The organism is Klebsiella sp. (genome assembly GCF_027492335.1).
GTDB lineage: Bacteria > Pseudomonadota > Gammaproteobacteria > Enterobacterales > Enterobacteriaceae > Klebsiella > Klebsiella huaxiensis.
The window spans coordinates 25,855-49,515 of record NZ_JAPUEW010000056.1 but is presented as its reverse complement, the minus strand read 5'-3'; the positions used below and the strand labels follow the sequence as shown (position 1 = coordinate 49,515).

The 23,661-nt window shown below is 53.8% G+C and carries 26 protein-coding genes; 14 read left to right on the top strand and 12 right to left on the bottom strand.

The genetic code is table 11. From position 1 onward, the window contains the following. Positions 1-65: 65 nt before the first annotated feature. The 9 genes from lysC to QVF11_RS17385 are packed head-to-tail and all read left to right on the top strand — an operon-like array spanning position 66 to position 7,658. Entirely contained in the window at positions 66-401 is a 336-nt protein-coding gene (lysC, locus tag QVF11_RS17425; protein ID WP_287858444.1) for an Rz1-like lysis system protein LysC, read from the top strand. Further along, positions 402-857, top strand: coding sequence for a phage tail protein (locus QVF11_RS17420; RefSeq protein ID WP_287858443.1), 456 nt, complete (start codon positions 402-404; stop codon positions 855-857). Then, entirely contained in the window at positions 854-1,489 is a 636-nt protein-coding gene (locus QVF11_RS17415) for a phage virion morphogenesis protein (RefSeq protein ID WP_287858442.1), read from the top strand. The genes QVF11_RS17420 and QVF11_RS17415 overlap by 4 nt, the downstream gene beginning before the upstream one ends. Beyond that, positions 1,486-2,073, top strand: coding sequence for a phage baseplate assembly protein V (locus QVF11_RS17410; RefSeq protein ID WP_009486481.1), 588 nt, complete (start codon positions 1,486-1,488; stop codon positions 2,071-2,073). Before QVF11_RS17415 ends, QVF11_RS17410 begins: the two co-directional genes overlap by 4 nt. Further along, positions 2,070-2,420 carry a GPW/gp25 family protein gene (locus QVF11_RS17405; RefSeq protein ID WP_040229558.1) on the top strand — a complete coding sequence of 117 codons (351 nt, stop codon included), beginning with the start codon at positions 2,070-2,072 and terminating at the stop codon, positions 2,418-2,420. Before QVF11_RS17410 ends, QVF11_RS17405 begins: the two co-directional genes overlap by 4 nt. 1 nt (position 2,421) lies before the next feature. After that, entirely contained in the window at positions 2,422-3,345 is a 924-nt protein-coding gene (locus QVF11_RS17400) for a baseplate assembly protein (protein WP_116328497.1), read from the top strand. Further along, entirely contained in the window at positions 3,335-6,364 is a 3,030-nt protein-coding gene (locus QVF11_RS17395; protein WP_287858437.1) for a phage tail protein I, read from the top strand. Before QVF11_RS17400 ends, QVF11_RS17395 begins: the two co-directional genes overlap by 11 nt. After that, a complete protein-coding gene (locus tag QVF11_RS17390; protein WP_024359481.1) occupies positions 6,361-6,576 on the top strand; it encodes a hypothetical protein in 216 nt (71 codons plus the stop codon). Before QVF11_RS17395 ends, QVF11_RS17390 begins: the two co-directional genes overlap by 4 nt. Then, the gene (locus tag QVF11_RS17385; RefSeq protein WP_287858435.1) at positions 6,561-7,658 is read left to right on the top strand and encodes a phage tail-collar fiber domain-containing protein; all 1,098 of its coding nucleotides are present in this window, start codon (positions 6,561-6,563) and stop codon (positions 7,656-7,658) included. Before QVF11_RS17390 ends, QVF11_RS17385 begins: the two co-directional genes overlap by 16 nt. Before the next feature lie 206 nt (positions 7,659-7,864). On the opposite strand, the gene QVF11_RS17380 is transcribed toward QVF11_RS17385, so the two are convergent. From QVF11_RS17380 to QVF11_RS17350, 7 genes are all read right to left on the bottom strand, one after another. Continuing rightward, entirely contained in the window at positions 7,865-9,070 is a 1,206-nt protein-coding gene (locus QVF11_RS17380) for a hypothetical protein (RefSeq protein ID WP_287858434.1), read from the bottom strand. Between the two features lie 433 nt (positions 9,071-9,503). After that, positions 9,504-9,959: a phage tail protein gene (locus tag QVF11_RS17375; RefSeq protein WP_287858432.1), complete on the bottom strand. Its 456-nt coding sequence runs from the start codon at positions 9,957-9,959 to the stop codon at positions 9,504-9,506. A 15-nt stretch (positions 9,960-9,974) separates the two neighbouring features. Continuing rightward, entirely contained in the window at positions 9,975-12,950 is a 2,976-nt protein-coding gene (locus tag QVF11_RS17370) for a phage tail tape measure protein (RefSeq protein WP_287858430.1), read from the bottom strand. Next, positions 12,937-13,095, bottom strand: coding sequence for a GpE family phage tail protein (locus QVF11_RS17365; RefSeq protein ID WP_032440702.1), 159 nt, complete (start codon positions 13,093-13,095; stop codon positions 12,937-12,939). Before QVF11_RS17365 ends, QVF11_RS17370 begins: the two co-directional genes overlap by 14 nt. Continuing rightward, on the bottom strand, positions 13,095-13,412 hold the full coding sequence (locus QVF11_RS17360; protein ID WP_004131585.1) for a hypothetical protein: 318 nt from the start codon (positions 13,410-13,412) through the stop codon (positions 13,095-13,097). Before QVF11_RS17360 ends, QVF11_RS17365 begins: the two co-directional genes overlap by 1 nt. A gap of 45 nt (positions 13,413-13,457) precedes the next feature. Further along, complete coding sequence (locus tag QVF11_RS17355) at positions 13,458-13,973, bottom strand: phage major tail tube protein (RefSeq protein ID WP_287858428.1); 516 nt, start codon at positions 13,971-13,973, stop codon at positions 13,458-13,460. Continuing rightward, positions 13,973-15,145: a phage tail sheath family protein gene (locus tag QVF11_RS17350; RefSeq protein ID WP_287858426.1), complete on the bottom strand. Its 1,173-nt coding sequence runs from the start codon at positions 15,143-15,145 to the stop codon at positions 13,973-13,975. The genes QVF11_RS17355 and QVF11_RS17350 overlap by 1 nt, the downstream gene beginning before the upstream one ends. A gap of 154 nt (positions 15,146-15,299) precedes the next feature. On the opposite strand from QVF11_RS17350, the gene QVF11_RS17345 reads away from it, so the two are divergent. The 3 genes from QVF11_RS17345 to QVF11_RS17335 all read left to right on the top strand — a co-directional run bounded on the left by QVF11_RS17345 (position 15,300) and on the right by QVF11_RS17335 (position 17,240). Further along, positions 15,300-16,439 (top strand): phage late control D family protein, encoded by a 1,140-nt coding sequence (locus tag QVF11_RS17345; protein ID WP_287858425.1) that lies wholly within the window; start codon positions 15,300-15,302, stop codon positions 16,437-16,439. A gap of 43 nt (positions 16,440-16,482) precedes the next feature. Next, the gene (locus QVF11_RS17340; protein WP_004213128.1) at positions 16,483-16,734 is read left to right on the top strand and encodes an ogr/Delta-like zinc finger family protein; all 252 of its coding nucleotides are present in this window, start codon (positions 16,483-16,485) and stop codon (positions 16,732-16,734) included. Between the two features lie 266 nt (positions 16,735-17,000). Beyond that, entirely contained in the window at positions 17,001-17,240 is a 240-nt protein-coding gene (locus QVF11_RS17335; RefSeq protein ID WP_110273661.1) for a putative hemolysin, read from the top strand. Between the two features lie 3 nt (positions 17,241-17,243). Here the strand turns inward: QVF11_RS17335 and QVF11_RS17330 are convergent, their stop codons facing one another. Both QVF11_RS17330 and QVF11_RS17325 read right to left on the bottom strand, forming a co-directional pair. Then, the gene (locus QVF11_RS17330) at positions 17,244-17,591 is read right to left on the bottom strand and encodes a DUF488 domain-containing protein (RefSeq protein ID WP_287858423.1); all 348 of its coding nucleotides are present in this window, start codon (positions 17,589-17,591) and stop codon (positions 17,244-17,246) included. Further along, positions 17,578-18,087: a 2-thiouracil desulfurase family protein gene (locus tag QVF11_RS17325; protein WP_287858421.1), complete on the bottom strand. Its 510-nt coding sequence runs from the start codon at positions 18,085-18,087 to the stop codon at positions 17,578-17,580. Before QVF11_RS17325 ends, QVF11_RS17330 begins: the two co-directional genes overlap by 14 nt. A gap of 162 nt (positions 18,088-18,249) precedes the next feature. On the opposite strand from QVF11_RS17325, the gene QVF11_RS17320 reads away from it, so the two are divergent. Continuing rightward, positions 18,250-18,954, top strand: a complete 705-nt coding sequence (locus QVF11_RS17320) for a CTP synthase C-terminal region-related (seleno)protein (protein WP_112216626.1) — start codon at positions 18,250-18,252, stop codon at positions 18,952-18,954. 40 nt (positions 18,955-18,994) lie between these two features. Here the strand turns inward: QVF11_RS17320 and QVF11_RS17315 are convergent, their stop codons facing one another. Further along, positions 18,995-20,179 carry a CynX/NimT family MFS transporter gene (locus QVF11_RS17315; protein WP_287858420.1) on the bottom strand — a complete coding sequence of 395 codons (1,185 nt, stop codon included), beginning with the start codon at positions 20,177-20,179 and terminating at the stop codon, positions 18,995-18,997. Positions 20,180-20,279: 100 nt separating this feature from the next. Here QVF11_RS17315 and QVF11_RS17310 point away from each other — a divergent pair, with 100 nt between their 5' ends. After that, on the top strand, positions 20,280-21,071 hold the full coding sequence (locus QVF11_RS17310) for an AraC family transcriptional regulator (RefSeq protein ID WP_112216624.1): 792 nt from the start codon (positions 20,280-20,282) through the stop codon (positions 21,069-21,071). On the opposite strand, the gene QVF11_RS17305 is transcribed toward QVF11_RS17310, so the two are convergent. Both QVF11_RS17305 and QVF11_RS17300 read right to left on the bottom strand, forming a co-directional pair. Beyond that, a complete protein-coding gene (locus QVF11_RS17305; protein WP_110273595.1) occupies positions 21,055-21,501 on the bottom strand; it encodes a DUF441 domain-containing protein in 447 nt (148 codons plus the stop codon). The two genes, QVF11_RS17310 and QVF11_RS17305, sit on opposite strands and share 17 nt — an antisense overlap. A gap of 116 nt (positions 21,502-21,617) precedes the next feature. Further along, on the bottom strand, positions 21,618-23,654 hold the full coding sequence (locus tag QVF11_RS17300) for a glycoside hydrolase family 31 protein (RefSeq protein ID WP_112216623.1): 2,037 nt from the start codon (positions 23,652-23,654) through the stop codon (positions 21,618-21,620). Positions 23,655-23,661 lie beyond the last annotated feature (7 nt).

Below are 23,661 nucleotides of genomic sequence, written 5' to 3'. Positions count from 1 at the left end.
GGTTATTCAGGAAGTGAAGGCGACCGCCATACAAACCCACAAATTACTGGCAGAGGTAAAAGTCCGTGAGCAACAGCGTAATGCAGAAGGGGAGCGCCGACGTGAAGCAATGCAGGCCGCGTTCAATGGTGACTCGTGCGCTGTTACTCCTGTGCCTGACGCTGTCAGCCGCAGCCTGCAAAAACGCACCGCCCGCGCCGATCATTCAGCTGCTCCGTGAACCCGTCCCGGAGAGCCTGACCGAAGAGACGCCACGCCCGGTGCTGGATAAGCCAGTGACCTGGGGCGCGGTGGCGATATTCAGCGACAGGCTGATGGATGCGCTTGATGCCTGCAATGCTGACAAAGCGGCGATCCGCCAGTGGGACAACCTGCGTCAGAACACCCATAAGGAGCCATAAATGCTGAAGATAAACACACTCCGCGCCGCCATAGAGAAAGCAAACACCTGGTGCCGGGCGAACCCGGAAGCCTGGACGGTGTTTGTTGAAGAGGGTGGCATTGAAACGCCGTCTTTCATGTACCGCTATTCTCTGGTGCTGTTCGTCATGAACTACGCCGGGAGCATTGACGACTTCACGCTGCCGCTGATGGCCTGGCTCTGGTTTAATCAGCCCGATCTGCTGCTGAACCCGGATAAAAACCAGCAGATTAAATTCACCACGTTGATTAACAGCGATGACACCGCCGATCTTATGTTTGAGCTGCCGGTGCGTCAGCGGGTACTGGTGCAGCTGGATGAAAACGGGGTGCCGTATGCCGAGCATTTGCCGGAGCCGCGCCCGCGCGTGCTGGCACCCCACGCCGCAGGCTGGGGGCTGGTATTTGAAGGCATGCTTCAGGAGGCCGGAGCGTGAGCGATCGCATGTTCAGCGAGCTGGATCAAGTCTTTCAGGACATCCTCGACGGCGTCAGCCCGGCGGGGCGCACCCGTACCGCGCGCAAAATTGGTCTGGCAGTGCGCCGCAGTCAGCAGCGCCGCATCGCCTCACAGAAAAACCCGGACGGTAGCGGCTATGCCGTGCGCCGTCGTAAAGTTTACCGCACCCAGCAGGGGATCAAGTTCTTCTGGAATAACGAGGTGCGGGCGCTGAAAAACTGGCGGGGCGGGCGCGGTAAATATGGCCGGACGATCACGGGATTTGATGAGAAGCGCCGTGATATACGTACCTTCTACCGGGCCGATATCGAGCGGTATCTGGAAATCAAAACGCAGTCAGCGACGCATACAGAGACAAAAAAAGCGCCGATGTTTACCCGCCTGCGTACCCTGCGTTTTATGAAAGTCAGACCGGACGCGGACGGCGTCACCGTAGGATTTGACGGCATCGCTGCGCGCATTGCTCGTATTCACCAGTACGGCCTCAAAGACGAAGTTGGTCCGGGCGCTTACGCACAGTACCCGGTGCGCGAACTGCTGGGCATGACTCCGGCGGACCTGATCGCTACGGAAAACGCCGCTATCAGCAGTCTGGGCGGTGCGTCATGAATGCTGAGCTGATGCGCCTGCTGGAAAACATTCTGCGCCTGGGCGTCGTGGAACAAATCAGCGCCGACAAGAAAGCGGTGCGCGTTCGCTCCGGCAGGTTGCTGACCACCTGGATCCGCTGGAACGTCACCCGCGCAGGGGCATTCAGCATCTGGCTGCCGCCCTCGATAGGGGAGCAGGTCTGGATCGGTTGTCCGGGCGGCAACCCTGAAAACGCGTTTGTGATTGGCTCTGCATACAGCGCAGATAACCCGCCAACGGGCAGCAACCTGCTGGAAATCAGCATCACTGCACCGGATGGCGCGCGCCTGCATTACGACGCCGCCGCCGATGCCGGAGCACTGTCCGTGACCGGTATTAAAACCGCGCATATCCAGGCAGAGACCCGCGTCACGCTGGACACACCGGAGGTGGAATGCACGGAACACCTCAAAACGCGCACTTTCGAACTGACCCACGGCGGCACGATGGCCGGTGATGTGTTCCATTCCGGCGGCGTGTTGCAGTCAAACGGGATCACCGTACATGAACATAAACACGGTGGCGTGCAGTCTGGTGGGAGTACTACAGGAGGCCCGCAGTGACAGCCAGTTACACGGGGATGAACCCGGAAGGCACCGGTTCGCTGACCGATCACGATCAGCTCTGGCAGTCTGTGACAAAAATCCTCACCACGCCAACAGGCTCCCGTGTGATGCGCCGGGACTTTGGCAGCGTGGTACCTGATTTACTCGATGCGCCACAGAACACCGTCACCCGCATGCAGCTGATGGGCGCCACCGCTATTGCGCTGGCGCAGTGGGAGCCGCGGATCAGTCTGACCACCGTCAATGTGGTGTTTTCAGAAACAGGCGCGGTGACTGCTGAACTGGCCGGCACTATCACGGAAACCATGACAGATACCAGCAACACCATCAGGTTAAGGAGCTAGCGTGCAAACGTCCGTCGATTTATCTCAGATCCCGCAGCCTGATATCGTCGAGGTGCCCGATTTTGAAACGGTGCTGGCTGATATCCGGGCGCTTATCGTGGCGGCCATGCCTGCGGAACTTCAGGCTTCTGTGTCTGCTGCGCTGTTGCTGGAATCTGAACCGATGGCGGCACTGGCTCAGGCCTTCACCTATCGCGAGATCCATCTGCTGCAACGCATCAATGAAGCCGTTCGAGCGGTGCTGCTTTCCAGCGCCCTGGGGGCGGATCTCGATCAGGTCTCGGGTAATTTTGACACTGAACGTCTGCTGATTACTGAAGCCACCGACGAGGCGGACGCCGTATACGAAAGCGACGAAGAGCTGCGCGCCCGCACGCTGCTCTCATGGGCGCGCCTGAGCACGGCGGGCGCCCGTAATGCCTATCACTACTTTGCGCGCGGCGCTGATGCGGATGTGCTCGACGTGCGCGCCTATGGCCCGGAGACGCATGATCAGGAGGGCCGCGTTTTCCTTTACGTGCTGTCACGCACCGGGGATGGATCCGCCTCGCAGGCGCTGCTCGATAAAGTCCTGGCGGCGGTAAACCCGGAAGACGTGCGCCCGATTACGGATTATGTGGCTGATTACGTCCGTTCCGCTGTGATTGTGAATTATCAGGTGGTTGCTGACATTTACGTCCCTTACGGCGTGGACACCGCCACGGTGCTGGAAAAAGCTACCGCAGCACTGAACGAATACACCGCCTCTGTGCATCTTATCAACGCCACCGCTGCACGGTCGGGCATCGACGGGGCGCTGCATCAGGACGGTGTTGTCACTGTCGATTTGCATTCACCGGCCGCCGACGTCGTTGCGACGATGGGTGAAGCGCCTCATTGCACCTCTGTGAAAATCAATCTTGTGGTGATGGACTATGACCGCTAATTATCCCGCCAGTATTCTGCCACCCAACGCCACCGCCGTGGAGCGGGCCATAGACAGGGCCAGCGCCGCCGCACTGGAGAGGTTGCCGGTATATCTGATCCGTTGGGTTAAAGATCCCGACAGCTGCCCGCTGGCACTCCTGCCGTGGCTGGCGTGGGAATACCAGGTTGATACCTGGAATATTAACTGGTCAGAACAAAAGAAACGCGATGCGATCAAGCGCGCCCACTACATCCACCGCCATCGCGGTACGGTCGCCGCCGTCCGTCATGCCCTGGTGGACAGTCCTTTTGGGACGGATATTGTTGAATGGTTCAATCAGAACCCGAAAGGGGATCCGTATACCTTTCGCCTGAACGTTTATCAGAACGATTTGCCGGTGACGGAATACGACCAGCAGGATCTGAAACTGGCGGTGCTGCGCGCCAGGAACCTGCGCAGCTGGTTTTCCGTTCATGTATTTGGCCGACTTCAGGGAACCTCATATGCGGCCGGTTACATGTACGCCACGGAGAAAATCACGCCGCGATTTGTCCCGTTGCAGGTGATTTTATCCCGCTACGAGCTGAATCTGGCCCCCGGTGACGCGGAAACGGTCACGGTGACCATCCTCCCTGAATACGCGGAAGATAAAACCTATACGGTAACCACGTCGGATAAAACAATCGCGACTGCCCGAATTGTCAAAGGCGCTATTCTGGTTACGGGCGTGAAGCGGGGCACCTGTTCGGTCACCGTCACGACGACTAACGGCGTCAGTGCGGTGATCAGTGTGAAAGTGGTCGCGGTGATGAAGTTCATTACCCGCATCGACCATGCAAGCCGTCCGTTGTTCTACGTGCGCATGGATGAGGATTTCACGATTGATTATGGCGACGGAACAGACAGCCGGGAATACCGTTTTGATGCAGCCAGTGCTGTGTACGGCTGGGTTATTCCGACGCGTGACGTTGTAGAGGGAGAAGAGTACACAATAACGGTTAAGAACACGGAAACCGCCAGTTTCCAGCGCACTGTGGGTAACGTTTCAGTGACGTTGAACCCCGTGCAGGAAATCATTCTTCTGACGGGAGACAGGGACAATCTTGTTTCTTTCGCGAGTGGCGCAACTGGCCTTTACAAGGTTCATGCCGGGGCTTTTGACGATCTGCCGAATATTCAGAATTGTAACTCTGTTTTCCGGGGCTGCTCGTCGCTGACTGAACTGCCAGAGGGTTTATTCGCGCGGATTACTGGTGCCACAAATTTCTCGTCGGCTTTTTATGGCTGCACGGCACTGGCTGCTGTTCCTGATGGGCTGTTCAGCGAATTATCTCAGGTGACGCTATTCACCTCAGTGTTTGAGAACTGCACGCGGCTGCTGAGTGCTGGCAAAAACACATTCCGGAGCTGTGCTGCTGCGACGAATTTCACCAGTGCGTTTTCGGGATGTATATCCCTTATCGATACCGGGACGGGCATTTTTGACGGGTGTGTCAGTGGAAATGGCTTCGGTTATACCTTCGATGGATGCCGCGCGCTGACAACATTGTCACCAGATTTATTCAGCGATGTGCCTGGTGGCGTGTTTACGGCGATTTTCAGGAGCTGCACGGCGCTGACGCAGCTACCGCCGCGCCTGTTCCGCAACTGCCTGAAAGCCACGCATTTCGGCGGGGCATTCAGTGGATGCACACAACTGCTTTCTGTGCCCGATGAGTTCTTTAAGGATTTACCTCTGGCTAACTATTTTGGAACGGTTTTTTCCGGCTGCTCTTCACTGGTAAAAGCGGGAAAAGCCGTGTTTTCTGGCTGTGCGCTTGCGCAAACATTTTCCTCCGCTTTTTACTATTGCCGTGTACTGGAAGAAGTGGGCGATGATATTTTTGAGGGGTGTGTCAGTGCAACTACCTTTGCCAGCGTCTTCAATAGTTGCACAGCATTAATGGCGCTACCGTCGTTTGTTGACTGTAACAAGGCAACGAGCTTTGACCGGGCTTTCTATGCCTGTTCTTCTCTGACAGCCGTCAGAGCAGAGGCGTTTGCAGGTAAATCACTGGTCACGACGTTCTATTATGCATTCACCCAATGTACATCTTTGAAAAGCATTGGGGCCGGGGCGTTCCGTGGCTGTGGCTCACTGACTAACCTTACCTATACATTTATGGGCTGCACGGCGCTGGTATCGCTGGCCGGGGATATGTTTGCAGGATGCATCAAAGTGACGAATGTCACCGGTCTGTTTAACCAGTGCTCAGGCCTTGCCGTACTGCCTGAAAAGCTGTTCAGCGATCTGACCTCTCTGACGGCAATGGGTAGCACCTTCCAGGACTGCACCGCGCTGGCCGCGCTGCCGTCCGATCTGTTTGCGGGTTGTGTCAACCTGACTTCCATGACGCTGACCTTCTCCGGCTGTACTGCGCTGGCGGTATTGCCTGCTGATTTACTGAAACATAACACCCTGCTGATCAGTGCCGGTTCTACGTTCTACGGCTGCGCGGCACTGGTGAACATTCCGCCGTCGCTGTTTGCATCGTGCCCGCTTATCACCGCATTTGGCGCAACCTTCCAGAATACCGGCGTGGTGGAAATACCGGAAAATCTGTTCAGTGGTAACCCGCTGGTGACGGCATACGGCCAGACCTTCAGGGGATGTAAAAACCTGCGCTCAGTGCCTGCCGGTCTTTTTGTCGCCAGTATCAACGCCACGACATTCACTAATGTGTTTGCCGAGTGCGTCGCACTGGAAGAGGTCGGGGCCGGTCTAATGAATAACTTACCGGCCACGACAATCGGCTATCTGTTTGATGGCTGCGTGCAGCTGAGAACCAACGTCAGCACGATATTCAACCTCAGCAGTTATTCGACGATTGTCACCACGACGGCCACATTCAGGGGATGCTCTGCCCTCACAGGTAAGGGCCAGGTATTTATGGACAAAGTGCCAAATGTCACAGCGCATTATTACGCGTTCTACAACTGCACAAGCCTGGACGATTTCACAGATTTACCCGGTAACTGGATAACGAATAAGTTATGAAAACATTCAATCAAATTAAAAGCCTGATCGGATTTTGCCAGACAGATGAGTTTTTCCTGGAATACCTGCAAATGCTCCAGGCTGCGGGAGTTATTCATCCCGGTGAAAGCGATATTGATGCCGACAGCAAAACTGTTAGTGATGATTTTTATGATCGTCTTGCCAGCGTGTATGGCATTGAAGCAGAGGAAACACTATGGCAACAGGACTGACACTAACGACGGCGGGCGCCGCTGAAATCGAGGCCGCGTATCAGGCGGGGGAGGTTGTGGATATTACCGCCGTACTGATCGGTGATGGTGGCGGCGTGACTTTACCGACCGAACCCGACGACCTGGCGGCGGTGACGGCGCTTTTTGGTCAGTTTGGCCGTGAAACCTTTGACTCTGACTCAAGCTATGAGGGGTTTATCAGTGGTCAGATTGTTATCAATTGCAGGGATTATCCGGGTAAGACGCTCAGAGAGGCGGGGCTGGTCAGCGCTAAGGGTACGCTCATTGCTTACGGCGCATACCCAGCGACATACCTCCCGGCACAATCGGATTCCATTATCAAAGAGATCATTCTGACGCTGGTGTTGACACTTACGCACAGCTCAAATGTGCAGCTGGTTATCGATCCGACGCTTGCCACCTTAACTCAGGAGTCAGGCGATAAACGTTATTTGCGGCGCGAGCTGAACCTCTCGGATCTAACTGATGCTGAAGAGGCTAGGGAAAATCTGGAGCTGGGCAACTCGGCCACGCGGGACATTGGCACAGAGGCGGGAACGGTAGCCGCAGGAAATGACTCACGCATTATTGGCGCATTGCAAAAAGAGAAAAACCTGTCCGATCTGAGCAATCCATCTGAGGCGCTAAAAGCTCTGGGGCTGGACAGCGATGGGGACGGATACAAGGCCATTGTTGACGCTATTTTTTACGTTGGAATTGTCATCTCTGGCGAACAAAGCCCGGCGATGCGTTTCCCTTGGCAGACATGGGCTGACTTAAGTGAAACCTTTGCTGACAGGGTTGTACGGATTGGCTCTCAATACGGCGCGACCGGCGGCAGTAACAAGGTGAAACTCGAAGCCGATAACCTGCCTCCTCACTGGCACCGCTCTGGCGACCGGTCTCCGGGGGCTACATGGGATCCAACCACGACACATGGTACAGACAACCAGAAAAGTGGTCCGCTTGCCCTTACTGATGGGACTTACATCGATGCGGAGGGCCTGACCGAGTCCGCAAACGAGCCGATTGATGTGACTAACGAGTATGTTTCCTTATGTTTATGGAAACGCTTGACATAAGGGAAACGAACATTTATTGCATTGATACGAGTGGGACTGTTTTTTTGGAGTGTTGGCTTTACACAAAAAACTAAATCCTAAAATGTTCTTTAAATTCCAATATGTTCATCCTTTGGCGCGTTAGAACTTGAGGCTACTAGTGCGCCATATAAAGAAGCGCACTAGCATACGTGTTTTGGTAAAATATCAATCGCACCCTTTTATGTTTAGCTGGGTATATTTTTTGACTTGAGGGCCTTGTTTATAAACTCTGCAACAGAGTCTGCGCCATCCAACACTGAAGGTATTTTATCTTCTCTTAACTGTATTGGGCTGAATATTAATGCTTCGAAAGCACTCCATGTGTCTTTGTCACCACTATTTTCTGATCTGTCTTCAATGTAGTTTTTTATAAATTCACAGATGCTTAATCTAAAATCTATTTGCAATAGCTGAGCCATGATGGAATTTTTTTGAATATAAAACAAGCGAAGTAAGTAAATAAGTATTAATTCAATGGTGGCAATAGGGAGGAAATAAAATAGCTTATTCCAGCCATTGAATTTTTCTGGGTTGCCGAAGATATTAAAAAATAGTAATCCCGCGGGGGTTGATAGTAACGCAAGGATAATTAAATAAAAAATTATGTTAACGTTTTTTAACTCTTTTGTTTTTATTTTTCGCATGCTGTTGAATGCTTTGGATAGGCTAATGAAATTATATTCTGACTTTAAGTTGTTAATTTTATTGTCATAGCTTTCAATTTGTGCAATTAAATCATTTTGCCTGTCGATATCGTCTTTAAGTTTTTTGTTATCATTAAGGAATAGTCTGATTTCTGACCATTGCGGATCGTTTACTATGTCGTTTAGTTGTCTTTCGAGATTAGAAACATCAATATTTAGTTTTTCTACCTTATCCTTTTCAATGTAACTTATTAAAGAGTATGGAATGAAAGATAAGAACAATTGATTTTGCATTTTTTTACTTGAAATCGAATCAATTATGCTCATCATATTTTGAATTTTACCAACATATGGCATCAAACTCACAGCATTAATAGGAATTATGAAGTTGGAGATGGTTAACAACGCCTCTTGGGTTGCGAGTACAATATAATAAAGGAATATTGAAGGGTGATTTTTTAGTAAATTTACATTAAGAGTAATGTTATTTATTTTAATGAGTTTATTAGTGTATGAGAATGAGCGGAACTGATAATTACTATTACTTAAAAAAATCTTGGACAAAAAGCTCCAGCAGTATAAAAAATATGCATAAAATATTTCATCATCTGTATGTTCTCTTGTGTTATCTAATATATTTATGAGCATTTCAGTGGTAAGTGATTGTGGAAGATGTTGCTCGCACCAATCAACTACGTCCTTATCAGTTACAGCTAAAATATCTGTGTGGTATGTGTTGTTGTCCATTAAAAATTCCTTATTAATTAGTGTGCTTTTGTTTTCTCACCACAACTATTTTTCTTGCAGTCTTATAGTAGATATCTAATTATAACATGCAAAAAATAAAAGCTCTACATGTAATTGATCCTATAATACTTATTTGACAGCATGAGCTAATATTATAAGAGCGCAGAGAGTTCTTGCTGTTGAAGTTAATCTAAGTCTAATTTAGTGGTGCGGAATTTACTAAAAAATTAAATAAAAAACCCAAATCATAGATAATTAAAGATGATCTGGCTAATGAGTTTAGCCTTTATAGAATACGTGGGGTTATGTATAGTTTGGGGGGTAGGCGATAAATTTAAATAATTCAATGCTATTCTTGGCTAAGTATTAGGCATCACAAGAAATCGTTTTATTCTTGCGCAAAATGATGACATGTCATTTGATTGCCGGTCTACTACATAATCAATTCTAATCCATTCTTTAAGGTTTCCATCAAATCACTCACAGAGGCACTTTGCAACCGCTCCCTGATATCTTCATCAACCCTTTGCAGCGAAAGCGTGAACTCAATTCTTTTCGCTTTGCCGTAGCGGTCAAACTCCTGATGCGTTTCCTGCAAGCCCGTGATGACATACATCCCATAGATGGAACCGACGCCATCAATCAGAGGCCAGGCAAGCCCGGTGTAAGCCATTGTTGAGACAGCACCCAGCGACAGGTTGCCGCCGGTAATTTCAGGGTACAGCAGCCCACCCAGCGTCAACTGGTTCTCGCCGGCGCCAACGTACTGCCATTTTGCGCTCCTGCCCACACGATCATTTTTAACGTGCCGCCAGTTACGGGACAGCTGCAATTGCTGATAGGGCAGTGTCCTGAGTTCAAATACAAAAAGTCCGAAAACCATCATCATATTTATTACTCCTAATTAATCGTTATCCCGGAACGAACCTCGTGCAGCACGTTGCTTTTTATCAATTTCCGCGCGGACAGCCTCGCCAACAAGTCGCGCCAGTTCGCGCGGATTGCTGCTCTGAATACAATGTAGATGGACGTGAATATCACCGGAAAAACTACCATCTGAAGCCGCAGCCGCCGTGTGGGTGTTTTGATTTCGGCGTACCGGTTGCCATGCCTGCGTCTGTTTTATCAATGGTTCGCCAGCGGCAATAACCGGGCGAGCGCTGACGGACTGGCGGACAAGCCTCGACTCCTGCCATTCACCACGCACTGCAAAGGCTGGAGGGAGGTTTTTAAATACAATGTCACCCGGCCCGATACGTTTGCGCTTTTCCTCATCTAAAAGGCCTTTGGTGTTATCCGCGATTTGGCCCAGCCGCCGCTCTGTTCCAGAGTTGCCCCCGAGCACATTGGGCGGCGGGGCGCTGCCTTTGCTTGCAGGCTTTTCAGATGACCATTGCCACTCCCTTTTAACCATGCGCCCGGATTTTTCATCCCATTCCCACATAACCGGAATAGCCCTGAGTCTGGCCGCTTCCAGCTTGGCTCTTTCAATGCCATCGGGGATGAGATCGAGCTTCTCCAGTAACCAGCCGACGCCTTCCATTAACTTCTGAAGGGGCCAAAGCAGAACGCTAAGTGCGGTCCCCAGGACCTCGCCAAAGGTTTGCCCGGCGCTGGCGCACTTGTTTAGCGCCTCGCGACTCTCCTCAACGGGCGTTAATACTTTTTTAAACCAGTTCCAGACGTTTTTGACGCCATCCCCAATGACCCCGAAAACGGGCGCCAGCCGGGAATATGCGTTATAAACAGGCGCTAACCCCTGGATGACGCCTGTAAAAAAACCGCTAAAGAAGGCCTTAATTGGTCCCCAGTATTTCCAGATCAGTACCCCAGCAGCTACAAACGCAGCACCCACTAAACCGATTGGGCTCAAGAGCATTGATAATCCGCCGCCCAGTGTCGTAATTCCACCTTTCACAATACCGAGCAGAGCAGGGATCCCGGTTAGCCGCAACACCAGCCCGCCAACGCCTTTTGACAGGGCGCTTATCGCCGTCCCCGGAGAGGAAAAGGCGCCAAGTAACGCGCCGCGCAGGGTTACCATCAACCTGGTTAATACGCTGGCGCGTCCAGCCAGACCGCCGAGTAAGGCACGCCATCCGCTGATTTTTGCCAGTGAACTGCCGCCCACAGCACTCAATATGCGGAACGCTGATACCGTACCTCCGATGCCGCTCTCGCCGGACAGCAGTGCAAGCCCCAGCCTGAGCTTTGCAAGCGGCCCTAAAAGTAGACCAGCAGCTAATGACATACCGCCAATTACTGCGGTTAATGCCAGTGCAGTACCACAGACGAGTAACAACGCTCGTGAAAGTCTGGGGTTTTCGTCTACCCAGCTTTGAATAGTGCCAATAACCCGGCTAAGCCCCTGTGTCAGCCTGCGCAATGGGCCGTCTACTGTCTCAGCCACAGAAATGCGGAACGCCTCCCACGCGCTGTCCAGCTCTTTCAAATCGCCGCCAAGGTTGTCTTTTTTCTTGTTAGCGACGGCGAACGCCTCCTGATTTTTATGTGCTTCTGCAATTTGTTCATAGAGTGACTGGAGGTAGCCATCACCTGCGCCGTTGACCAAAGACTGGAGGCTCGTAAAACCCTCTTCTCCGGCGATATCTTTGAAAAATGAAACCTGATCCACCTCGCCAAAGCGGGAAACGCGTTTTTGTAGATCGAGAAGAATATCGAACGGACGTCTCATCTTTCCGCTCGCGTCGGCAGTTTCCACTCCCAGCTCTTTGAGTGCCTTTTTGGCTGCCGTAGTGGGGGAGGCCAGGCGGGAGAGGGAGCGACGCATTGCCGTACCGGCCTCGCTACCGCGAATACCCACGCGCGCCAGCGTGCCGGTCATAGCTGCGGCTTCTTCCAGGCTTATCCCAAGTCCCGCGGCTACCGGCCCGACAACTTTCATTGTCTCGCCGAGGCTGCTAAGCGTGGTGTTGGTACGGGTAAATGTACCTGTCAGCACATCGCTGACGCGGTCCATTTCCCCGGCGTCGAGGGCGAACTGTGAAAGAATATTTGAGCCGATGTCTGCCGTTTCACCCAATTCCATACTGCCCGCTAGTGCCATATTGAGCACGCCGGGCAGTGCGGCACGGATAGCATCTGGCGTGAAGCCCGCCATTGCCAGAAAGGCCTGGCCGCTGGCGGCGTCACGTGTGGTGAAGGCGGTTTCAGCACCGAGTTTTTTTGCCTGAGTGCGCAAGGCGGCCAGCTGTGAATCGCCCTTATCAAGCCGCGTCAACGCCTGGACGTTTGACATTTCCTCATCAAAACCAACTGCAGGCGACAGGAAGCGTCCGGCGCCGTACCCGGCAGCGGTTGCTGTACCTAATGCTATGGCACCGCCAGAGCGCAACTTTCCGGCTATCTGCTGTGCGCCCTCGTAACGTTTACGAGCTTGAGTGACCGCAGCAAGTTGCCGTTTTTCCCGTTCAAGGGATTGGTTGTATTGTTCTGTGCGGCGTATCGCGTTACCAATGGTGGCACTACTACCGGAAAGCATGACGCCATGCTGGCGCAGGGCTGATGCACTCTCACGAAGGCGGGCCACTTCCGTCACGCGTTTTGCGGTCAACCGATCAAGCCGCTCACCCAGTCGGGACATCAGTATTTGCTGTTTTTCCGTCAGCGTTCCGTTTTTACGTTGCGCTTCTGATAATCCATCAAAGCGGGTACGGGCACGTGAGATGGAACGGTCGGTTTTGCCGACGGCCGCGGTCATTCGCTGAAAAGTAGCACTGCTCTTATCGAGTCCTTTCAGGGCGGATTGTGTTTTTCTGAGGGAGTCGGATAGGCCGCCCGCAGTCTGGCGGGCAGCATTAACGGGGCGGGTAAATCTGTCGATCGCGCTGAAAGCAACGCGGATATCAAGACTCTTCATCACTGGCACCACTTCGAAGCGCCGCCCGCTTGCGCCAGGCTATCACCTCGCCAAGATCCATGCCGAAAACTTCAGAGGGCGGCCAGTTAAAAATAACGGCAATATCAGCAACCAGATCGTCTATCTGGTCAAACGCAACGGTGATTACTCGCTCTCCGTCTCCGCCACGTTCGACGCTCCAGGCTCCGGCGGATTCAAGAAAGGGACCAGAAGCTCTGCCAGGCCGATAAAATCCAGAGTGTGCATTTCGTTGATTTCTTTTTGTGTCAGCGCAGGCGCGGTGACTCGCGTCAACAGCGTGGCAATTGAGTCTGCATCCATATTGGCAACGCGGATAAGATTCAGGCCGCGCAACGATCCGGCCTGACTGATGGCACCGGTGATTTCCACCTGACCGATCTCACTGTCTTTACGAACTACCGGCTGCATCAGCGTGAACAGGTTTTTAGTTTTTTTAGCCATGTTTAAAATCTCCGGGCGGCATCTTTGCCACCCTCTGAAAGGTTATCAATTGCCCATGCCAAGGGCGGAGGTGATGCGGTCCTGGAACATGTTCTGACCGTTCTTTTTGTAGATGAAATTCAGCAGATCGATTTCGATAATGGGCTGATCATCTATGGAGAATTTGTAGTAGGTGGATTTGAAGGTGTAGCTTTCCTCGGTGTCTTCTCCCTGTTTTGAGTCTCCACCGTCGAGTTCAGTAAATCGCCCGCGCAGCTCAACCTCGACAAGCTGGCTTTCGCCATCAGTGAAATATTCACCCGCAAAGCGCAGCCGCGTACCGTCAATTTCTGCCCCGTATTCGAGAAACAGTGCTTTGATGACACCACCAAATACAATGGTGGAATCCAGCGCGCCAGCCTCAAGGCCGAGATCAACACCGACAGCACCCAGCATGCCACCGCCCTGATAGTCCTCTACCTTTCGTGACAGTTTGGGGCGAGTGAAAGAGGTCACTTTTCCCAGATAGTTGTCGCCGTTAACAAAGCAGCTAAAAAGCCGCAGTTTGTGAGGAACAGCCATTATTCACCCCCGAGCGACGCGAACGCCGGTTCGTAAAAATCATCAGTAAAGGTCTGGTATAGCGTCAGATCTTCAAGCGGCGGGACCGGGCTGTAGCTATAGCGCACAATCAGTTTTCCCTGGCGCAAATCCGTGGTGCCGTTGTCCAGCGTGTCATACCAGCAGTCAGCGCCGATAAGCTGACCGGCAGTGACTTTTTTGCTGAGAGCAGAGCGGATGCCGCTTACCACATCTTTCACGTTGGCCGGAGTGAGCGGGCTGTCAACAGAGGTAAATTGCGCCTCCGCGATACTGTCCGCCAGGATCTGCGCGGTACGGGTGAACACCTCGAAAGTGTAGGTTTCGGTGTCCGTGGTGCGGTTACCCCAGAAGCGGAAACCGTCACGCTTGATAAGCGTTGTGATTTCGTTGTTGTTCAGCTCGTTGGCGTCACAGTCTTCTGCCTGCAATGCCCAGAAAACATCTTTCGAAATACCCAGAACGTTATTCACTACAACGTTGGACAGTGATTTGTGCCAGCCCTGGCTGTTATCAATAGCGGCGCGCAGGCCGCAGGCGTAAGCCGGGGCGGGAAACGTTTCGTTATCATCCGTCAGGGGGTTGTAAGCGATAAAGTCAGGCCAGATCAGCATCAGCTCGCGGTAAGCGAAGGTTTTGCGATAAGCAATAGCCTCCGCCATGGTCGCGCAGCCGTTACAACCGGCATAAACAAAAGCCCGAAGATTCTGGGCAATCACGCAAAGCTGTGACGTTACCTCCTCGGTGTCGTAGTCCGGCACCGCCAGAATGCGCGGACGATAGCCGGTTTTGGCTTCCGCTGTCAGCAGGGCATACATTCCCGTGTAGCTGTCGCCATCTGTTCCGCCAATAACGGCCTGAGACTGGCTGGGGCCGTTACCGGAAGCCTCTTCCACCCGGACAATCACAACACGCGGACTGCACTGATCGGAAATGGCTTTGAGGGTTTTGTAAAGTGACCCGGTTTTACCTGCCTTGCCGAGGACGTTACGCACCCGTGTCAGCAGAACCGGCGTATTGAGCGGGAAGGTTTCCGGATCGGCGTCATCAGCAACCGCAACAATACCGATTACGCTGGAATCAATGTCATTGATTGCCTGCTGTAGGTCGGTATTTTCGCGAGAGCGGACGCCGTGAAAACGAGTTTCAGACATAAGTTCACCATCATGTTGCTCTTTGAGTTCAGGGCAATATTCAACGTTAAGTCTGCTGGCGTCGCCTGGTTGCCGGTCTGCCCGTTCGCTGACAACAAAAAGGGATTCAGCCCCGCGCGCGGGCATGGAATCATCAGCAAAAAACGGGGGAGTTATGTCGATAGCAGACACGCTGACAACAGCAGCCGAAGCGTATGTAGATAAATTAAGTGAGGTCGTAAAGACACCGGATTTTAGCATCACGCTGGGTGGGGTTGCCCTGACCGAACTGGCCGACCGCATCACCTCGCTATCTGTTACAGATAACAACGGTTTTGATGCTGACCAGCTAACCCTGTCAGTAGATGACTCTGACGGGGTAACAGATTTACCCCCACGTGGTGCGGAGCTGGCGGTGTCCATCGGCTGGCTGGGTGAGGCGTTGATCTACAAAGGTCTCTACACCGTTGACGAGGTGGGGCATAGCGGGCCGCCGGATGTTATCGACATCACCGCGCACAGCGCTGATTTTCGCGAAGAGATGAACGTCAGGCGGGAGGTGTCCTGGCATGATGTGACAGTAGAGCGGGTGGTATCGGCCATAGCCCGGCGCTATGACCTGAAGCCGATGATTAGCGAAGCCCTGATCGACATCGAGATCGACCATGCGGATCAGACCGAAGAGAGCGACATGTCGTTTTTAACGCGCATGGCGGAGATGTTGGGGGCCATTGCCACCGTGAAAAATGGCTGTCTGCTGTTTATCCTGCCTGGGGGAGGCGTCAGTGCATCCGGTAGGGCGCTGCCATCGGCTGAGATAACCCGTGCCAGCGGAGATCGTCACAGGTTCCGCATTGCCGATCGTGATGCTTACACTGGTGTGCGGGCGTACTGGCTGGATCTTAATTTCGGCAAGAAAAAACCGGTCAAGGTCACTAAGCGCAAAACAAATACTGCCAGAAAAAAGGCCGAGGAGAAAAGCAGCCGGCCGGAGGGGGATTACATGGAGGGCGCTGAAGGTAACGTATATGTTTTGCGTAAAACCTATCAGAACGAAACGGCGGCCAGGCGCGCAGCTGCGGCAAAATGGATACAGATCCAGAAAGGCGCGGCACAGTTTTCGATAACCCTGGCGCGCGGCCGCGCCGATTTATATCCGGGTATGCATCTGAACGTGTCGGGCTTTAAGCCTGAAATCGATACTCAGGATTGGATCATTGCAAGAGCGGAGCATGTAATCGGTGATAACGGATTTACCACGAAAATGGAGCTTGAGGCGAAAATAAGCGACTGGATTGCAGAAACTGAGCAGTAGCGGCCATAATAGGTGTGAGTTCAACTCCCTATGGGAGATCATCATGTTTGTTTGTCCCTACTGCGGCGCAAACGCCCGCACCCGCACCAGCCGCCGGTTAAGCGAGTTCACCATCCGGCAATATCATCAATGCCAGAATCTTGAATGCAGCGAGTCATTCACGACACTTAACACCGTAGAGCGCAGAGTAACGAAGCGCTCAACCAGCGCAGATCCTTTGCCGCCAGGATTTATCCCCGGCGATGCTTTCCCGGCTTCTCATTACGGGAACAGTCAACTTAGTCTTGCAGTATAAAAATAGCCCCCTGGAAAGGGGGGCTATTCTTGTCAATGTGGTCGATATGTGGACATTTTTGAAATAAATCCTTTTATTTCAATTTATTAAATCCCAAAAAAAAGCCCCGTCGGGGGCGACGGGGAAAAACTCATTGATTATGGAATGATCTGTTCTCTGGTCAGTTCGAGAACAGGGGCTACTCTACGAGGTAAAAGTGTAGTTAAAATGGAGAAACCGTGGAGATTCAGGACGAAAAGGTCGTCCTGAACAACGAAGGAGTAAAAATGAAGTGGATGACTATCATGCTGCCTCTGGCGCTCGCCGGATGCGCTCAGCCTCAACAGACTCAGCCCACGCATCCGGTGGGCATGGCTAACCCGGCGTCGGTTTACTGCGAACAGCTGGGAGGCACTCAGGTGCCTGTACAAAGCCCGCAGGGCGTGCGCACGGACTGTAAGCTGCCGGGTGGCGAAACGATTGACGAATGGGACCTCTGGCGTCGCGATCATCCGGCTAAGTCGTAGCGCTTATTCCAGCGCTTCCAGCCAGGCGGCAAGCACCTGAGCATGATTTTGTCGGGTGTTTTTCGCCCCATAGAGTAGCGTCAGCGGCTGCTGACGGGCCAGCGCCGCGAGGCGCGCGCCTTCATCGCGGTGGTCATCCAGCTCCTGACGATAGAGCTGACTGAAGTGAGCAAAATCGATAGTTTCGTTGTGGAAAGCTTTGCGTAAATCAGTCGACGGGGTCAGCGTTTTACACCACTCATCGTAGTTCAGCGCCTCTTTTTTAATGCCACGTGGCCACAGACGATCAACCAGTACGCGATAGCCATCGCTCTCTTCTTGTGGGTCATAAACGCGTTTACATTGAATCATCGTCACTCTCCCTTTGTTCCATCCAGTTGAGCAGTTGCGGGATCTGCCCGTCGGAAAATACCGTAATGCCGTGTTCGCGAAGCAGCGCTGCAGCAACGCCAGAGCCAGGTTTGCGCTGCCCGTTGAAGGTACCATCATAGATAAACTGGCTACCGCAGGTTGGACTGCCATCGGTCAACAATGCGGCGGCACAGCCTTCTTCTAGCGCTGCTTTCAGCGCCAGCCAGGCGGCCAGTTGATAGTGCGCAGTAACATCCTGACCATTACTTTCAACGATTTGCGCACGGTTTTGCATTACATCAGCGCCCTGAGCATTGAGGATTTCTGCCGGGAGTCGGGGGACTGGCAAACCGGCTGCCAGCTCCGGGCAGTGGATGACCAGCCGTCCCTCTTGCTGCCAGCGCGATAGCGCGTCGGTCAGCTGCGCCTTGTTGCTGCCGTTATAGCGAACCTGAAAGCCCATCAGACAGGCGCTGACCAGAATTTTGCTCTTCATCTCGTATCCGTAGCCATTCCTTTGCTTTATACCATACCGCCTGTCAGGCAAAATTGCGCGGAACCTGGCGTGTAAAAAATAAGGATTGTGTTCCGCCGCCGGGATCGCTAACCTGAGGCTCCTTGTGTTGCCTGATAATCGCTCTGACATAAGGATCCTGCTATGACCTCCTCGACCTCCTCCCCCTTGCGTATTGCCCTGGTTGGTGACTACAACCCTGATGTAATTGCCCATAAAGCGATTCCGCTGGCGATTGATGATGCCGCTGCTGTACTGGAGCTTCCGTTGCGCTACGACTGGCTGGCAACCAGCGAGATAAGCTCCGCCGACGATCTGGCCGACTACGATGCTATCTGGGTCGTTCCCGCCAGTCCTTATAAAAATGCCGAAGGCGCGTTTATCGCCATTCGCCACGCGCGTGAAAACAGCATTCCGTTCCTTGGCACCTGTGGTGGGTTCCAGCACGCGATTATTGAGTACGCACGTAACGTCATGGGCTGGCAGGACGCCGCGCACGCGGAAACCGATACTGAAGGCCGAATGGTGATTGCGCCGCTAAGCTGCTCGCTGGTGGAAAAGTCGGACAATATTGAACTGCGCGCCAATACGCTTATTGCTCGCGCCTATGGCCGTGACAGCATTGAAGAGGGTTATCACTGTAGCTACGGGATTGCTGAAGATTTTGCCCGTGAACTGGAGCAGGGCGATCTACGGGTGACGGGCTGGGATGATGACGGCGAGATTCGAGCCGTGGAGCTGGTGACGCATCCGTTCTTTGTCGCCACGCTATTCCAGCACGAGCGCAATGCACTGGAAGGGCGGCCTGCACCGTTGGTTCACGCGTTTTTACGCGCCGCAAGCCAGTAATTAAGCGCCCGGCAGCGAAGGTTGCCGGGCGTTGATAGGGTTAGCTGTTGATCTCCCGATCGCGACCGGCCAGCGCGCCACACACTGCCATGGCAACAGAAATCAGCGCTACGGCGATCAGCGGAATATGCCAGTCGCCGTTGGCATCATGAATTTTCCCCATCACCGGCGGCCCGCAGGCAGCCAGCAGATAACCCACCGCCTGCGCCATCCCCGACAGCGCGGCGGCCTGGTGCGCTGAACTGGCCCGCAGGCCGATAAAGGTCAGCCCCAGGATCATGGTTGCGCCAGAGCCGAAGCCGAAGATAAGCGTCCACAGCACTGCCTGACTAGGTAAAAACCATAATCCGAGCGCGCTGACGGCGCACATCAGGGCGACCAGAACAGCAATACCACGCTGATCTTTCAGCCGATGAAGTATTAACGGGATCGCCAGCCCCGGCGCGGCGGTTGCCAGTTGAAGTAGCCCGTGCAGGGAGCCTGCCTGCGCTTCGCTGTAACCAATGCTTTGTAAAATAGCGGGTAGCCAGCCGATAATCACGTAATAGACCAGCGAGTTAATCCCGAGAAACAGTGTAACCTGCCAGGCCAGCGCCGAGCGCCAGATCCCGCGGTTATGGATCGCGCCTGAGCCCGTCAGCGGCGCGGTAGCCTGCCTGCGAGACTGCGGTAGCCAGACAAACAGCGCCAGTAGCGGAAAAACCATTAACATCAGCAGCGCACCGCGCCAGCCCAATCCGGCAAGCGCCAGCGGAACCACCATGGCCGAACCCAGCGCCGCTGCACCGCCCATCGTCAGAGAGTAAGCGCCAGTCATTTTGGCAACATGCTGCGAGAAATCGCGCTTGATTAACCCCGGCAGCAGAACGTTTCCCAGGGCAATACCACAGCCGATAATTGTGGTACCGATAAACAGTAGCGCGACGGAGGGTAGGGAGCGCAGACCAATACCCAGGCAAATCAGGATCATTGCCAGAAGCAGGCTGCGTTCAATGCCGAAGCGACGTGCGATGCCCGCAGCCAGCGGCGAGACCAGGCCAAATGCCAGCAGCGGCAGGGTGGTTAGCAGACCGGTTTGCGCGGTAGTGAGACCATATTCGCTGCGAATGGCATCCAGCAGCGGCGCGGCGCCGGTAAAGGCCACGCGTAAAGTGGTGGCTATCAGCAGAATACCGGCAATCAATAACAGATTGCGTTGACCGGCAGAAGGTGAAACAGAATTCATGGCTATCTCAAACAAGAATACGAGGCGTTTACAATAGCCTGTTTGCCGCCTGTTTAAATCAAGCTAAAATGACAGATTATCGCTAAAATCGGACAATCTTATGATCGGACTCGGTCTGGATGGCTACGACCCGGACAGCGGGCATGAGGCGGCGCTGGCTTTTCGTATTCAGGTAGTCGCGAACGAGCAGTACATTCCGCGCCATCAGCACCGCAAAGGGCAACTGATCCTGGCACTGCACGGGGCACTGACCTGCGAGGTGGAAAATGCCATGTTGATGGTACCGCCGCAGTATGCGGTGTGGGTCCCTGGGCAGATACCCCATAGCAACCGGGCGACGCCGGGAGCGCAGATCTGCTTTTTGTTTATTGAACCCGGTGCGGCCCCGATGCCGAATTTCTGCTGTACGTTAAAGATTTCACCGCTGGTGCGCGAGCTTATTTTGACCATGGCCCAGCGCGGCAGGGCAGAATTGGAATCAGCGGCGATGCACCGCCTGGTGCAGGTGCTGTTTGATGAACTACCCCAGCAGCCGCAGGAACATCTGCAACTGCCGGTATCCGGACATCCGAAAATTCGCCAAATGGCGGAGGTCATGGCCGATGATCCCGCTCGTTGGCAAACGCTGGCGCAGTGGGCGGCGGAGTTCGCCATGAGCGAGCGTAATCTGGCGCGGCTGGTGGTGCGCGAAACGGGCCTGAGCTTTCGCCGCTGGCGGCATCAGCTGCAGCTGATCCTCGCTCTGCAAATGTTGATCCGCGGGCAAAGCGTTCAACAGACAGCGCAGAGTCTGGGTTATGACTCCACCACCGCGTTTATCACCATGTTTAAAAAAGGGCTGGGCCAAACGCCGGGACGCTATCTCGCCAGCCTGACTACGACTTCCCTATAAACAGCGAAATGATCCCGGCGGCGATTAACGGACCTACCGGTACCCCGCGGAAGAGAGCAACGCCGAGTACGGTGCCGACCAGCAGCCCGGCCACCAGCTGTGGCTGCGAGCCCATCAACGCCACGCCGCGCCCGCCGAGCCATGAGACACCGACGCCGACTGCAATCGCCAGCAGTGATTTCCAGTTAACGAACGAATGGAGCAGCGTTGAGGGCGGAAGAGTACCGCTGGCGATAGGCGCCATCACGCCGATAGTCAGGATGATAATCCCGATGGTCAGCCCCTGCTTTTCAATCCACGGGAAGAAAGTATTAAGCGGGGTGACGCGGACGATAATTAAAACCAGTATTGAAATCGCAACGGTCGTGTTATGGCTAATAAAGCCGAGCGCCGCCAGGCCCAGCAGAATTAACAGGGTGGTGTCGAGCATGTGCAGAGGTCCTTGCCAAAATACAAAAAAAGAGAAGCCCATTTACTCTACGCATAATTGCGTGAGTAGACAGGCTTTTTTTAGCACATGCTCGCTATTTCAGGCATCTGCCTGATTTATTTTACCAGCAGTGAAACCAGCGGGCTGCCTTCACGAATAAACAACGGAATAGTCTCCAGCTCGGCAGGAACCGAAATACACTGCCCGCCCTGATAGCGCTCGCCCTGTAAATCGACCCATTGATGTTCACCAGGCAACCAGACCTCGCGCTGACGCTGGCCTGCGTGCATGACCGGAGCGACCAGCAAATCCTGGCCAAACAGGTATTGGTCTTCGACCTGCCAGCTTTGCGCATCGTCGGGATAGTGCCAGAAGAGCGGGCGCATGAGCGGGTCGCCGTGGCGATGTGCATTGGCGTACAGCTCATCAATATAGGGACGTAACGTCTCGCGAACGCCCAGCCAGCGTTGCATGATGGCGAAATTATCCTCTCCGTAGCTCCACAGCTCATTTGGCGAACCGCTGTCGCATTGAGGAATGCCGTGGCGATAGCTTTCCGGCGGCTGGATCCGCGGTTCGCGATAGCCGTGCATGCGCAGAACCGGGCAGAATACCGCCCACTGGAACCAGCGGATCAATAGTTCGTGAAATGCCGGATCGTGGATATTGCCGCCCTGGAAACCACCGATATCGGTGGTCCACCATGGAATGCCCGCCAGCCCCATGTTGAGCCCGGCAGCCAATTGATTGCGAAACGAATGGAAGGAGGAGTGAACGTCGCCGGACCACGCCAGCACGCCGTAGCGCTGGCTGCCTGCCCAGCTGCAGCGCACCAGATTGACAATCTCTTCTTCACCTTGCGCACGCAGGCCATCGTAGAAGCCCTGGGCGAAATCACGCGGATAGCGGTTGCCCACTTCCAGCACCGGTCCGGCGTGATAGCGATAGTTATCGAAGTCATAGGCGCGATACTCCGGCTCGGCTTCATCCAGCCAGAACAGCTTGATCCCGTAGTCAAAATAGTTTTTCTTTACCGTATCCCAGACAAACTGCCGTGCCTGAGGATGGGTGGCGTCAAAGAAGGTGGTATTGCCCATAAAATCCAGGTTGACCTGTACACCGCGATCGCTGGTCACCAGCCAGCCTTTAGCTTTCATCTGCGGGAACAGCGGGCTGCGGGCTTCAACGGTCGGCCAGACTGAAACCATCAGCTTGATGCCCATTGATTCGAGCTCTTCTACCATCGCCTTCGGATCCGGCCAGTCGGTAGGGTCGAAACACCAGGTTCCCTGATTCGGCCAGTGGAAGAAATCGATAACCATCACCGAGAGCGGAAGGTTGCGGCGGCGGTATTCGCGAGCCACCTCCAGTACCTCCTGCTGGGTACGATAGCGCAATTTACATTGCCACAGGCCGCTAATGAATTCCGGAGCGGCGGGCGGCGTACCGGTGGCTTTAGCGTACTGGCGGGTTATCTCCATTACGCTGTCGCCGGCGGTTATCCAGTAGTCCATCTCCTGAGTGACGCGGGCGGTCCATTGGCTGTGGTTTTTGGCAAAGCTGGCTTCGCCAATCGCTGGATTGTTCCACAGCAGGCCGTAGCCGAGGCTGGATTGCACAAACGGCACGCTGGCTTGTGAGTTACGTTGCGCCAGCTCAAGAGAACAACCCTTCAGATCCAGCCACGGCTGCTGGTACTGGCCCATGCCGTACAGTCTCTCTTCATGGCGGGCTTCGAAACGAACCGTTAGCTGATATTTGCCCCCTGGAAGTGGTTTAAATTCGCGGCCGTCCAGTTTCAGGGCGCTGACGTATTTGTCCTGGCTCTTTTCGCTGGCGCCGATACCAACGGTGGAACGTTGCCGCCACATCTCTTCGAGTAGCAGCTCGCCGCGCTGATTATAAAATGCTAGCTGGCCCTTGAGGTTCAACACCGCGCTGATATTGCCGTTACGCAGGGTCAGCGTTTCCGCATCCCGGGAGATTTCAGCCTTGCATGATTCTGGCGTCAGTAGCGCCTGAAGCTCCGAATTAAACTCTGGCGCGCAGGTGGCGCGTACCCGCAGGCTGTTTTCGCCCCAGGGCTCAAGGCGTAAAATCTGCCGTTCAAAGCGCCATTCGATGGCGTTAGCGTGCTGTATTAATTCGCTCATGGTGAGA